Below are 12,484 nucleotides of genomic sequence, written 5' to 3'. Positions count from 1 at the left end.
AAGCCGAAACGCCCGCCCGTACCCCGCGGCCCGGCCCGCGGGACGCCCGCGCCGAGGCGCGCGTCGAGGCCCGCGCCGCCGCCCCCGATCCCGCTCCGGGCTCGATGAAGCTCTTCGCCGACCCGGGCTTCAACTTCGCCGGGCTCCGCGCCCCCGGCCGCCGGCCGGCACGGCGGCGGGACCCCCTCGCAGACCCGCAGGTTCCGCTCGCTGCGCGCGGCGCAGTACTCCGGGCAGGCCCTGTTCTACGTCCTGGGCACCGACCGCCCCGGAGACGAGGAGGAGGTCTACCTCGAGGGCCGCCGCGCCTGGGACACATTCACCCGGCTCTGCTCCCCGGCCGCCGTCCGCGCGCAGCCCCGTACGGGAAGACCCGGCTGCCGGTCTGGTTCATGAGCCTCGACGTCACCGCCGTCGTCCCGAAGAACAAGGCCCCGACGCTCGTCCTGGACTACGACTTCGAGCAGTTCTACCCCGGCCAGCCCCGGCAGATGTACGACCTGCTCCGCTCGCCGCGCGAGTACGTGAAACTGACGGAGGCCACCGGGGCGCAGTTGCACTGCTCCCCGATGGCCCCGCAACAGCACTGCGACGTCGTCTTCGACTGGCTGGCCGATGTCCCGCACCGCTGAGTGCGAGGACCGACTCGGACTAGAAGGTCAGGTTCCAGGCGTCGATCTTGCCCGTGTCCTGGCTGGCGTTGTCGTTCACGCGGAGCTTCCAGACGCCGTTCGCGACCTCGGAGGAGGCGTTGACGGTGAAGCTCTTGATGATGTTGTCCGTGCTGCCGCCGGCCCGGTTGCTCAGGGTGTAGACCGTGCCGTCCGGGGCCACGAGGTCGACCTTGATGTCACCGGTGTAGGTGTGCTTGATGTCCACGCCCACCTTGAGGGTGGCCGGCGCGTTGCCGGTCACTCCGCTGACGGTGACGGGGCTCTCCACCGTGGTGTTGTCGGGGATCGCGACATCGGTGAGGTTCTCGAAGTACTTCCCGGGCGGCGGGGTGGCGCCGACCGCCTTCAGCGCGTCGACCTGACCCTCGCCGAAGAACCCGTTGTTGGCCGTCGTACCGGTGCAGCGGCCGTCCGACGGGCAGGCGACGTCGTTGGCCTGGGTGGCCAGCTTGTCGCGGATCTGCGCCGGGGTGATGCCCGGGTTGGCGCTGGCGATGAGCGCCGCGACGCCCGCGACGTGCGGGGAGGCCATCGACGTACCGCTCATGGAGCTGTACGTGCCGCCCGGCACGGTGGAGTAGACGTTGCTGCCCGGCGCCGCGACGTCGATGACGCCCTGGCCGAAGTTGGAGAACGAGGCCTTGGTGACACCGGTGCCGTTGGCCGCGACCGTGACCACGCCCGGGAGCTCGGTCGGGATGTCGAGGCAGGCGTTGGTGATGGTGCGGTTGGTCGGGGTGGAGTCGTTGGGGCTCGCGGAGTCGGTGGTCTTGTGGGCGAGGTCGTAGTCCTCGTTGCCCGCCGCGGCGACCTGGAGCGAGCCCTTGCTCTCCGCGTACTCCTGGGCGCGCTTGACGCCCTCGATGATGGCGGCCTGGTCGATGTTGTCCGGGCAGTTGAACTGCCACGGGTCCGTGTAATAGCTGTTGTTGGTCACCTTGAAGCCGTGGTCGCCGGACCAGACGAAGGCGCAGATGGTGTTCTCGGCGAAGAACATCGAGGTGCTGGGCTCGGCCACGCGGACCGAGGAGATCTTCACGCCCGGGGCCACGCCGACGACGCCCTTGCCGTTCTTGGCGGCGGCGACGGTGCCCGCGACGTGCGTTCCGTGGCTGCCCACGTCACGCCAGGCGCCGACCCGGGTGTCCGCCTTGCCGTAGGCGCAGGAGGCGGAGTCGGCCGCGTTGAAGTTCGGTGCCAGGTCCTGGTGCTGGTCGTCCACGCCGGTGTCCAGGATGCCGACCTTGACGGTGGCGGAGCCGGGGTTCACGGCCCAGGCCTGGTCGGCCTTGATCTGGCTCATGTCGACGCGTACGGGCTCTCCCGCGGCGGTCGAGGACTGCGCCGGGTTGGCGGGCAGCGCCGGGTTGTAGGCGTCGGCCGGGACGTCCGAGGTGCGCGTCGCGCCGACCTTCTGGACACCGCTGACCCCGCGCATGGTGGTCGCGAAGGTCGAGGAGGTCGAGTGGGCGACGATCACGCCGATGGAGTCGAAGTACGAGAAGACCGTGCCGCCGTTCGCCGTGACGGCGGAACGGACCGCCGAGCTGTCACCGGCGGCGGTGATCACCAGGTAGGCGCGGGTGCCGGCAGCCCAGGTCGCACTCTGGGAAGTCGGCGCCGCGGCCTGGGCCTTGGCGGGTGCGGAGGCGGCAGGGGTGCCGACCGGGGAGACGGGCGCGGTGCCGGCGAGCGCGGCAGGGGCTCCGAAGGCCAGCGCGCCGAGAGCGGCGGCCAGCACGAGGGTACGTCGAGGTCGGCTGGATATGTGGGGTATCAATGCGTCCTCCGAAGACGGCCCTGCGGTGCGGGTGGCACCTACCGGGCCGTACGAAACGAGTGGTGGACGCAAGATGTCAGACGCCTGCCCCGATATGGAAGTACCTTTTACCGCAGGACACTTCCTTGTCGCTTGGCTGGAAATCGACGCTGTATCGAGGTGTCGGGACCGGCCGGGCTGGGCACCGTGGGGGCGAACCCTGGCCGGCCGGTCCCTCCGGTCACAGCACTAGGCGGGTACGCCGTCCTTGGCGGCCTCCGGCTGGGCGGGGACCGCGGGGCTCTCGCCGTGGCCGTCGTCGGTGAGCGTGGTCTCGTCGAACGGCAGGCGGCCCGCGAGGACTTCGGTGGCCCGGGCCCGGTCGAACTCCTTCGTCCAGGTCCCGATCAGGACGGTCGCGATCGCGTTGCCCGCGAAGTTCGTGAGCGCCCGCGCCTCGCTCATGAACCGGTCGATGCCCACGATCAGGCCGACGCCGTCGACGAGTTCCGGCCGGTGGGACTGGAGTCCACCCGCGAGGGTGGCCAGTCCCGCGCCCGTCACCCCGGCCGCGCCCTTCGAGGCCACGATCATGAACAGCAGCAGGGAGACCTGCTCGCCGAGCGCGAGGGGTTTGCCCATCGCTTCTGCGACGAAGAGCGAGGACATCGTCAGGTAGATCGCGGTCCCGTCCAGGTTGAAGGAGTAGCCCGTCGGCACGGTGATGCCGACCACCGGGCGCGACACCCCCACGTGCTCCATCTTCGCGATCAGCCGGGGCAGCGCCGACTCGGAGGAGGAGGTGGAGAGGATCAGCAGGAACTCCCGGCCCAGGTAGCGCAGCAGGGCGAACACGCTGATCCCCGTACACACCCTGAGCAGCGTGCCGAGCACCACGAACACGAAGATCAGGCACGTCGTGTAGAAGCCGATCATGATGACCGCCAGCGACTTCAGCGCGTCCATGCCGGTCGCGCCGACCACCGCCGCGATCGCACCGAACGCGCCCACCGGCGCCACCCACATGATCATCGCGAGCACCCGGAACACCAGCTTCTGCACGTGCCCGATCCCGCGCAGCACCGGTTCGCCCGCCGCGCCCATCGCCTGGAGCGCGAACCCGCACAACAGCGCCACCAGCAGGGTCTGCAGCACCTCGCCCCCGGTGAAGGCCGACACCAGCGTCGTCGGGATGATCCCCAGCAGGAACTCGGGGGTGCTCTCCGCGCCGCCCGCCTTGGCCTGCGCCTCGCCCGCGTGCCGGGCCGCCTCGGTCAGGTGCAGTCCGCTGCCCGGCTCCAGCAGGTTGCCCACCAGCAGTCCGATGGCCAGCGCCACCGTGGACATCACCATGAAGTAGCCGAGCGCCAGTCCGCCCACGGCGCCGACCTTGGCGGCCTTGCGCACCGAACCGATGCCCAGCACGATCGTGCAGAAGATCACCGGCGAGATCATCATCTTGATGAGGTTGACGAACCCGGTGCCCAGCGGCTTGAGCTCCACGGCCGTGCCGGGCGCGGCGAAGCCGACGGCGATGCCGAGCAGCACCGCGGCGATCACCGCGATGTACAGATAGTGCGTCTTGTCGCGCCTCGCGGACACGCTGCCTCCTGGTGGTGCACGTCGCCTCCAGGTGGTGGAGGCGTCCCGGGAGACCATCGCCCGCCCTGTGACCCCGGTCACCCTTGCGTTCATTGAGTTCACGCCCGGGTGCACACTGAGCGCCATGTTCCGCTTCCCCCGGCCACCGCGCAGCCTCGCCGGCCAGCTCTTCGCCATGCAGGTGGTGCTGGTCGCCGTGGTCGTCGCCGGTTGCGCCGTCTTCGCGTACGCGACCGCCCGCGGCCAGGCCGAGGAAGCCGCCCGGCGCCAGGCCGGAGCGGTGGCCCGGGCGGTCGCGGACTCGCCTTCCGTACGGGAGGCGGTCCGGGGAGCCGTGCGGGGGAGCGGGGATCCCGGCGGGCCCTCCGGGGTCCTGCAGCCCTACGCGGAGCGGGTCCGGGTCGACGCGGGCGTGGACTTCGTGACGATCATGGCTCCGGACGGCAGGCGCTGGACCCACCCCGACCCGCGGCGCATCGGCGAGCCCTTCCTCGGCAACACCGCCCCCGCACTGCGCGGCGAGACCTTCGGCGAGACCTACACCGGCACCCTCGGCCCCTCCATCCGCGTGGTCACCCCGGTCACGGACGACGACGGCCGGGTCATCGGCATGGTCGCCGCGGGCATCACCGTCCGCGCGGTCAGCGCCCGGCTCGCCGCGCAGCTCTCCGCCCTCGCCTGGGTCGCCGGCGGGGCACTGGCCCTCGGCGGGGCGGGCACGTACGTGGTCAACGCCCGGCTGCGCCGCCACACCCACGGGATGAACGCCGGCGAGCTGAGCCGGATGTACGACTACCACCAGGCCGCCCTGCACGGGGTCCGCGAAGGCCTCCTGATGCTCGACGGGCAGCGCAGGATCACCCTCGTCAACGACGCCGGCCGCGAACTCCTGGGCCTGCGCGGGGAGATCAAGGGCACCGGCGTCGCCGACCTCGGCCTGCCCGCCCCGCTCACCGGGGCGCTGCTCGCCGACCGGCCCCGGGTGGACGAGGTGCACCTGACCGCCGACCGGGTGCTCGTGCTCAACAGTGCGCCCGTCGCCGGAGGCGGCCGCCGCGGCACCGTGGTGACCCTGCGCGACCACACCGAACTCCTGGCGCTGACCGGAGAGCTGGACCACGAACGCGGCTTCACCCAGGCGCTGCGCGCACAGGCCCACGAGGCGGCCAACCGGCTGCACACCGTGGTCTCCCTCATCGAACTCGGCCGCACCGGCGAGGCGGTGGACTTCGCCACCGCCGAACTGCGCCTCGCCCAGGCCCTGACCGACGAGGTGGTCACCGCGGTCGGCGAACCGGTGCTCGTGGCCCTGCTGCTCAGCAAGGCCGCCCAGGCGCACGAGCGCGGCATCGAGCTGGTCGTCACCCCGGACAGCGCCGCCATCGCCGCCGGGCCCGGCGGCCCGCCCGCCCGGGACCTCGGCACCCTCCTCGGCAACCTCGTCGACAACGCCGTGGACGCCCTCACCGGAGTCCCCGGCGCCCGCGTGGCCGTCACCGTCCGTCCGGACGGTCCCGACGGTCCCGGCGGGCGGGGCCTGCTGCTGCGCGTCGCCGACAACGGCCCCGGACTCCCCGAGGGCGCGGACGTGTTCCGCCGCGGCTGGTCCGGGAAGGGGGAGGGGCGGGGCCTGGGCCTGGCGCTGGTGCGGCAGGTGGCGCACCGCCACGGGGGCAGCGCGGACGCCGACCGGCTGCCGGACGGGGGCGCGCGGTTCACCGTACGGCTCCCGGCGCGCGGGGAGGCGGGCCGGTGAGCGCGCCCGAGGTGCGGGTCCTCGTGGTGGAGGACGATCCGGTCGCCGCCGACGCGCACGCGCTGTACGTCGGGCGGGTGCCCGGCTTCACCGCGGTCGCGGCCGTCCACTCGCTCGCCGGGGCGACCCGGGTCCTGGAGCGGACCAGGATCGACCTGCTGCTGCTCGACCTCACCCTGCCCGACGGTCACGGGTTGCGCTTCGCACGCGGTCTGCGGGCCGCCGGCCACCCGGCCGACGTGATCGTGGTGACCTCGGCGCGGGACCTGGGGGTCGTGCGCGAGAGCGTCTCGCTCGGGGTCGTGCAGTACGTGCTGAAGCCCTTCGCCTTCCCGACCCTGCGCGAACGGCTGCTGCGCTACGCCGAGTTCCGCGCGACGGCGGCGGGCGAGGCGGCCGGCCAGGACGACGTGGACCGGGCCATGGCGGCCCTGCGCGCACCCGGCCCGGCCGAGCTCCCCAAGGGGATCGGCGCGCCGACCCTGGACCGGGTCGCCGCGCTGCTGCGGGCCGCCCCGGAGGGACTGACCGCGGCCGGGGCGGCCGAGGCGGCCGGGATCTCCCGGATCACCGCCCGCAGGTACCTGGAGCACCTGGTGGACACGGGCCGTGCGGCCCGCGCCCCCCGGTACGGCCAGGTCGGCCGCCCCGAACTGCACTACCGCTGGCTGGCGGCTCCGGCCGGGACCGGGGCCGGCTCGGTGTCGAAGGTGTAGAACTTGCGGTGGTCCAGCATGTCCGCCGGCGTCACGTCGTTCCACGGCCGCATGGTGTCGTTCAGGTCCACGACGTTCGGGGTGCCGGCGGCGGGCAGGTACGGCGACTGCGGGTGCAGTGCCTGCCAGTCGGCCCACAGCTTGTCGACGAAGGCGTGGTGCATCCAGAACACCGGGTCGTTGGGGGAGACCCCGGTGCCCATCTGGCCGCCGACCCACACGTGCACCCGGTTGTGCAGGTTGGCCCCGCGCCACCCCTCCAGGTTGTTGCGGAACCCGCCCGAGGAGCTGTTCCAGGGCGCCGCGTCGTACACCGGCATCGCGAGGACGGCGTCCACCTCGGCCTTGGTGGGCAGCTGGGCGACGCCCGTGCCGAGCGCGCGCCGCAGGTAGGAGCGCCCGTCCACGCGGACGGCTATCTCCCACTTGCCCGTCGCGTAGGCGAAGGGCCCGTCGAGCACCTGTCCGTCGCGGGCCCGCCCGGTGCCGCCGAGGAAGTCGGCGGCCCAGAGCGAGGAGCGGGCGGTCCGGTCCGCCGTCCAGTCCCAGTAGGGCAGGGCCACGCCCGGATCCACTGCCTGCAGAGCCGCCTCGAACTCCAGCAGAAACCGGCGGTGCCAGGGCAGGAAGGAGGGGGAGCGGTGGCCGACCCGGTCGCCCGAGTCGGTGTCGGCCATGATGAAGCCGTTGTGGGTGGTGACGAAGCGGTCGTAGCGGCCGGTGCGCTTGAGTTCGAGGAGCGCGTTGGTGAAGGCCCTCTTCTCCTCGGTGGTGAGCGAGGCCTGGTTCTTGCGGATCGTCATCACATGCCGCCCATCGGGACGAGGGCGGCGCCCTGGAGTTCGCGCACGGCGGCGCGGGCGAGCGGCAGGACGTCGGAGAACGTCTCGTAGTGGTTGACCACGCTGATCCAGGTGCCGTCGGCGTTCCGCATCACGTGCAGTTCGCGGCCGTCTATGAGGACGGTCGGCAGGCCGGGGGAGTGGTGGCCGCCGTGGTGGCCGCCCCCGCCGGAGGCGGGGGTTATCCGGATGCGGCGGCCCTGGTAGACCTCGTCGACCTTGCCCGTGGGGGTGGCGGGTGCGGCGGAGCGGGAGCCGGTGACGGCCGCGTGCGCGGTGGCGCCGGCGAGGCCGAGGACGGTGAGCGCGCCGGCAGTTGTGCCTAAGGCCTGACGGCGAGTGATCTTGTTCATGGCCCGAGAGGTATCAGGGCGCGCGGAACACGGGATCACTATCCGGACATGCGCGGATAAGTTGCCGTATGAACTAGTTGGATGATCTTCCCGTCCGAACCGGCTCCAGTGGTCCGGACGGGAAGACCTATGTGAAAAACCTTAACCGACAGGAAATCTTTCGGTCGCATCGGGAGGGTATGGGAGGGGTCACACCGTCGAGTCGGCCGGAAGCCGCAGCGGGAACCGCTCGGATCCCCTACCTGAGTTCATGGCGGTCAATGACGGTCTGTCCATTAGAGTCCCGATATGGCCCTCCATGAGACGAAGGACGTACGCTCCCTCGACGCCGAGACGGACGTGTTCGCTTCCGCCCTCAGCGGCGAGATCCTCCCCAAGTACCGGATGCCCGACGACCACTCGCCCAGCGAGGTGGTCTACGAGCTCCTCCACAACGAGCTGCTCCTCGACGGCAACGCCGCCCAGAACCTCGCCACCTTCTGCACCACCTGGTCGGACGACGGGGTCCACCGGCTGATGAACGAGTGCCTCGACAAGAACATGATCGACAAGGACGAGTACCCGCAGACCGCCGAGATCGAGGCCCGCTGCGTCAACATCCTGGCCGACCTGTGGAACGCCCCGCCCGAAGCCACCGGGACCGGCTGCTCCACCACCGGCTCCAGCGAGGCCGCCATGCTCGGCGGCCTCGCCCTGAAGTGGCGCTGGCGCGAGCGCCGGCGGGCCGCCGGACTCCCCACGGACCGGCCCAACCTGGTGTGCGGACCCGTCCAGATCTGCTGGGACAAGTTCGCCCGCTACTTCGACGTCGAGCTCCGCCAGGTCCCCCTGGAGGAGGGCGCCACCGGACTGCGCCCCGAACAGCTCGCCGCCTACGTGGACGAGAACACCATCGGCGTCGTCGCCATCCTCGGCGTCACCTACACCTGCGTCTACGAGCCCGTCGCCGAGATCGCCGCCGAGCTGGACCGGATCCAGGCCGAGCACGGCTGGGACGTGCCCATCCACGTCGACGCCGCCAGCGGGGGCTTCGTCGCGCCCTTCCTCCACCCCGACGTGGTCTGGGACTTCCGGCTGCCGCGCGTGGCCTCCGTCAACACCTCCGGGCACAAGTACGGCCTCGCCCCGCTCGGCGTCGGCTGGATCGTCTGGCGCACCGCCGACCTGCTCCCGGCCGACCTCGTCTTCTCCGTGGACTACCTCGGCGGGGACATGCCCACCTTCGCCCTCAACTTCTCCCGCCCCGGCGGCGAGATCATCGCCCAGTACTACCTCTTCCTGCGCCTGGGCCGGGGCGGCTACCGCCGGGTCCAGCAGGCCTGCGCCGACACCGCCCAGTACCTGGCCCGCGAGATCGAGCAGGTCGGCCCCTTCACCCTGCTCTACGACGGCCGGGGCGCGCTGCCCGCCGTCTCCTACCGGCTCACCGACCCGGCCGGCGCCGGCTTCACCCTGTACGACCTCTCCGACCGGCTGCGCATGCGCGGCTGGCAGGTGCCCTCGTACCCGCTGCCGGCCGACCGGGGCGACACGGTCATCCAACGGGTCCTGATCCGCCACGGGGTGACGCGCGACCAGATCGCGCTGCTCGTCTCGGACCTGCGCCGCGCCGTGGAGCACCTGACCGCGACGCCGCCGCCCGTGCCGGCCACCGCGCCCCGGTCCGGCTTCCACCACTGACCCGGGTGCCGGCCCCGGCCCCGGCCCCGCGCGCGGCCGCGGCCGGGGCCGGCGCACGCGCACCGGCGGGCGCGGCGGCCCGCCCGGTCAGGCGGAGCCCGGCCAGCGCATCCCCAGCTCCGTGAGGGCGGCCGCCCGCTCCTCGCCGAGGGACGCGGCGCGGGAGCGCTGGTTGGCGATCCACGAGCCGAGCCGCAGCTCCCGGCCACCGACCCGCTCCACGTGCGTGCGCGGCACCCGCAGGTGCCGCTCGCGCGCGTGGAACTGCCGGGCCGCCTCCAGGTGGGCCGCCCACGCGGCTCCATGGCCGACGCGCTTCCTCGGCCGGTCCGCACCCTCGGCCGGGACCACCCCGAGCGTGTGCTCCAGCAGCCAGCGCTGGGTCCACGCGAGGCGTTCCCACGCGTGGCGCTGCCCGCGCAGCCACACCCCGAGGTCCTCGCCCTGGACGACGGCCTCCCCGGGACCCGACGGGAGCCGGCCGCCCGCGTCCAGGTGGACCCGGGCCAGGTGGAAGGCCCGCTGCCAGGAGATCGGCCAGGCCGGGCACCAGGACGCGTCGATGGCCTCCAAGGCCTCCCGGCGCTCCTCGGGCAGGGTGCCCGGCCCCTCCCGGCGTGCCGCCGCACGCTGGTTCTTGACCCACACCCCGACCGGGGCGCCGTGCCAGACGGCGTCCACCGGGGGCAGCAGGTGCCCGTGTTCGGCCGCCCAGCCGCCCGCCGCCGCGAGCCCCTCCTCGAAGGCCACGTCGAAGTGGCTCCACACCATGCCCAGCGCGTCGAGCTGCGCCGTCCGCTCCCTGCCCAGCGCCCCGCGCCGGTACGTGCGCCGCACGTCCGCGATCCACTGGCCGAGCGGGAACCGGGCGAGCCCGGGCGGCCACGGCTCGCCGCCCTCCCCGGCCTCCGCCCCCGCGGGGACCTTGAACACGAACGGCACCTTCAGGTCCCCGGCCCGGCCGGCGTAGATCCGGGCCGCCTCCACCCCCCGGCGCCAGTGTTCGTGCTCCGGGTGCAGCACCCGCAGCCGGATGAAGGCCGCCAGCAGCGCCGGGTCGCGCGGGGTGGAGAAGCTCAGCAGGGACTCCGCGCCGCTGCGCAGCCCGGAGCCGAGCGTCTGGCCCGCGGCTCCCCGCGCCCCGGGCCGGCTCGGCGCCTGCGGCTGCGCCAGGGACTCGACGAGCCGGGTGTCGTGCGCCCGCAGCGCCTCCAGCAGCCGCGCGAGGTCCCCGTACGCCCGTGAGGTCAGCATCGTCTCGGGGGACTCGCCCGGCCCCAGCAGCACCGGCACCACCAGGGAGGCGATCTTGCCCTCCCCGGGCCGGATGCGCAGCGCCCGGCCGACGGCCTGGACCAGATCGGGCATCGAGCCCCGTACGTCCGCCCAGTAGACCGAGTCGCACTCCTTGGTGTCCACGCCCTCGCCCAGCACCCGGACACTGCCGAGGAACGCCTTGTCCGCGACCCGGTCGTCCGCGAAGGCGCCCAGCACCCGCCGCCGGTGCGCCGCCGTGTGCTGCCCGCACAGCCAGTCCGCCCAGACGGTACGGGGGTACACCGGCCGCGGGTCCCAGCTCGTGGCGCGCAGCCGCGCGGCCACCGCCGGGAGCCCCGCCGCGAACGCCTCGGCCTCCTTGGTCAGGTGGTGGAAGACGAGCGTGCGCCGGAAGCCCTGCTCCACGGCCGCCTTGACCAGCGCCGTCTGCAGCGCGGCGAGCCGTACCCCGCGCACCGCGTCGGAGCGCCCGTCCGGGCCGAGCAGGACCGCCGCCTGGAAATCCGGATCGCTGACGTCCACGCAGACCACCCGGTACGGCGCGCAGATCCCCCGGTCGATGGCCTCCGCCAGGGTCAGGGTGTGGCAGCGCGCGCCGAAGGGGCCGTCGGCGTCGTCCTCCATCGAGGCCACGAGATCGCCGCGGCCGCGCGCCTTGTCCTCGTCCGCCTCCTCGCCGTCCTGCCAGACCCGGGGCGTGGCCGTCATGTACAGCCGGCGCACGGCCGGGATCCGGGTGTTGTCGTGCACCACCGCCCACGGCTTGCCGATCCGCCCGGACGTCCGGTGCGCCTCGTCGACGACGATCAGGTCCCAGCCCGGCAGCCCCTCCCGGTGCGCGCGCTCCACGGTGCCGAGGCCCAGGGAGGCGTACGTGGCGAACACCGTCACCCGGTCGAAGGACGGGCCCGCCCAGTCGGCGAGTTCGGCCGGATCCGTGGTGGTCGGCACCCCCGCGTCCTCGCCGCGCAGCGAGCACACGGCCAGGGCGCGCCCGGTCCGGCCGCCCTCGCGCCAGGCCGCCGCGGTCTGTACGAGCAGGTCGAGGGAGGGCACCAGTACGAGGACCCGGCCGGCCCGCAGTTCCTCGGCCGTGTGCACGGCCACCAGCGACTTGCCGGAGCCCGTCGCCATGATGACCTGGGTCCGCAGCCCCGTGTGCGGCACCCGGCGCCCGGCCGGCAGGTCGAGCGCCCGCACTGCGGCGTCGACGGCCTCGCGCTGGTGCGGACGGAGCTTCTGCCTGGCCACGCGCATCACCTCCCCCGTGATCTGCCCGTTCGCTTCCAGCACCTATCTTGCCCCGATTTTGAACCAGGTTGGGGAGATCGCGTACGTGGTGTGCGGACGGGCGGGGGAGCCTCGGCCCAGGTGCTACATCCGGGCTCCGAAGTTCTGCGTCCACCACGGTCCGCCGGGGCCCTGGTGGATGCCCACGCCGATGTCCTTGAAGGAGCAGTTGAGGATGTTCTCGCGGTGCCCCTGGCTCTTCATCCAGGAGTCCATGACCTGCGCCGGGGTCTGCTGGCCCTTGGCTATGTTCTCCCCGTAGGTGGACCAGCGGTATCCGGCGGCGGTCGTCCGCTTGCCCGGGTCGGCCCCGTCCGGGTTGGAGTGCGAGAAGAAGTTCCGCCGGGCCATGTCGTCGGAGTGGCCCTGCGCGGCCGCGCGCAGCTGCGGGTCGTCCTTGAGGGGGCCGCAGCCGGCCGCCGCGCGCTCGGAGTTGACCAGCGCGATGACCTGGGCGGCGGTGCCGCTCGGCGGGGCCGGGGCGGGGGCCTTGGGCTGGGCTGTCTCTGGGCTCGGAGATGTGTATAAGAACCA

General features: G+C 73.0%; 9 protein-coding genes and 1 pseudogene. 4 read left to right on the top strand and 6 right to left on the bottom strand.

The window, feature by feature from the left end:
- Window positions 1-392 precede the first annotated feature (392 nt).
- Window positions 393-632, top strand: a complete 240-nt coding sequence (locus DRB89_RS44995; protein ID WP_239516375.1) for a hypothetical protein — start codon at window positions 393-395, stop codon at window positions 630-632.
- 19 nt (window positions 633-651) lie between these two features.
- Here the strand turns inward: DRB89_RS44995 and DRB89_RS28765 are convergent, their stop codons facing one another.
- Together DRB89_RS28765 and DRB89_RS28760 are read right to left on the bottom strand one after the other, a co-directional pair.
- Window positions 652-2,415 (bottom strand): S8 family serine peptidase, encoded by a 1,764-nt coding sequence (locus DRB89_RS28765; RefSeq protein ID WP_112451207.1) that lies wholly within the window; start codon window positions 2,413-2,415, stop codon window positions 652-654.
- Window positions 2,416-2,682: 267 nt separating this feature from the next.
- Window positions 2,683-4,092: a cation:dicarboxylase symporter family transporter gene (locus tag DRB89_RS28760; protein ID WP_239516879.1), complete on the bottom strand. Its 1,410-nt coding sequence runs from the start codon at window positions 4,090-4,092 to the stop codon at window positions 2,683-2,685.
- A 67-nt stretch (window positions 4,093-4,159) separates the two neighbouring features.
- Here DRB89_RS28760 and DRB89_RS28755 point away from each other — a divergent pair, with 67 nt between their 5' ends.
- Window positions 4,160-5,791, top strand: coding sequence for a sensor histidine kinase (locus DRB89_RS28755; RefSeq protein WP_112463473.1), 1,632 nt, complete (start codon window positions 4,160-4,162; stop codon window positions 5,789-5,791).
- Entirely contained in the window at window positions 5,788-6,507 is a 720-nt protein-coding gene (locus DRB89_RS28750) for a response regulator (RefSeq protein ID WP_112451210.1), read from the top strand. The genes DRB89_RS28755 and DRB89_RS28750 overlap by 4 nt, the downstream gene beginning before the upstream one ends.
- Here the strand turns inward: DRB89_RS28750 and DRB89_RS28745 are convergent.
- Window positions 6,450-7,310: a tyrosinase family protein gene (locus tag DRB89_RS28745; protein WP_112451211.1), complete on the bottom strand. Its 861-nt coding sequence runs from the start codon at window positions 7,308-7,310 to the stop codon at window positions 6,450-6,452. The two genes, DRB89_RS28750 and DRB89_RS28745, sit on opposite strands and share 58 nt — an antisense overlap.
- Window positions 7,310-7,702 (bottom strand): tyrosinase cofactor, encoded by a 393-nt coding sequence (locus tag DRB89_RS28740; RefSeq protein ID WP_112451212.1) that lies wholly within the window; start codon window positions 7,700-7,702, stop codon window positions 7,310-7,312. The genes DRB89_RS28745 and DRB89_RS28740 overlap by 1 nt, the downstream gene beginning before the upstream one ends.
- A gap of 288 nt (window positions 7,703-7,990) precedes the next feature.
- On the opposite strand from DRB89_RS28740, the gene DRB89_RS28735 reads away from it, so the two are divergent.
- On the top strand, window positions 7,991-9,382 hold the full coding sequence (locus tag DRB89_RS28735) for a glutamate decarboxylase (protein WP_112451213.1): 1,392 nt from the start codon (window positions 7,991-7,993) through the stop codon (window positions 9,380-9,382).
- 87 nt (window positions 9,383-9,469) lie between these two features.
- On the opposite strand, the gene DRB89_RS28730 is transcribed toward DRB89_RS28735, so the two are convergent.
- The gene (locus DRB89_RS28730) at window positions 9,470-11,911 is read right to left on the bottom strand and encodes a DEAD/DEAH box helicase (RefSeq protein WP_239516374.1); all 2,442 of its coding nucleotides are present in this window, start codon (window positions 11,909-11,911) and stop codon (window positions 9,470-9,472) included.
- A 123-nt stretch (window positions 11,912-12,034) separates the two neighbouring features.
- A pseudogene (locus DRB89_RS28725) lies at window positions 12,035-12,421 on the bottom strand (CAP domain-containing protein); the annotation flags it as partial.
- Window positions 12,422-12,484 lie beyond the last annotated feature (63 nt).

Origin of the sequence: Streptomyces sp. ICC4, assembly GCF_003287915.1 — a bacterium.
Classification (GTDB): Bacteria; Actinomycetota; Actinomycetes; order Streptomycetales; family Streptomycetaceae; genus Streptomyces; species Streptomyces tritrimontium.
The sequence above is the reverse complement of the archived record's forward strand: the minus strand, read 5'-3'. Positions and strand labels throughout refer to the sequence as shown.

What these genes read in the sequence shown, in the direction of transcription:
- DRB89_RS44995 (WP_239516375.1), top strand. Translation starts at nt 393, where the DNA reads ATGAGCCTCGACGTCACCGCCGTCGTCCCGAAGAACAAGGCCCCGACG.
- DRB89_RS28760 (WP_239516879.1), bottom strand. Translation starts at nt 4,092, where the DNA reads ATGGTCTCCCGGGACGCCTCCACCACCTGGAGGCGACGTGCACCACCA.
- DRB89_RS28755 (WP_112463473.1), top strand. Translation starts at nt 4,160, where the DNA reads ATGTTCCGCTTCCCCCGGCCACCGCGCAGCCTCGCCGGCCAGCTCTTC.
- DRB89_RS28745 (WP_112451211.1), bottom strand. Translation starts at nt 7,310, where the DNA reads ATGACGATCCGCAAGAACCAGGCCTCGCTCACCACCGAGGAGAAGAGG.
- DRB89_RS28740 (WP_112451212.1), bottom strand. Translation starts at nt 7,702, where the DNA reads ATGAACAAGATCACTCGCCGTCAGGCCTTAGGCACAACTGCCGGCGCG.
- DRB89_RS28735 (WP_112451213.1), top strand. Translation starts at nt 7,991, where the DNA reads ATGGCCCTCCATGAGACGAAGGACGTACGCTCCCTCGACGCCGAGACG.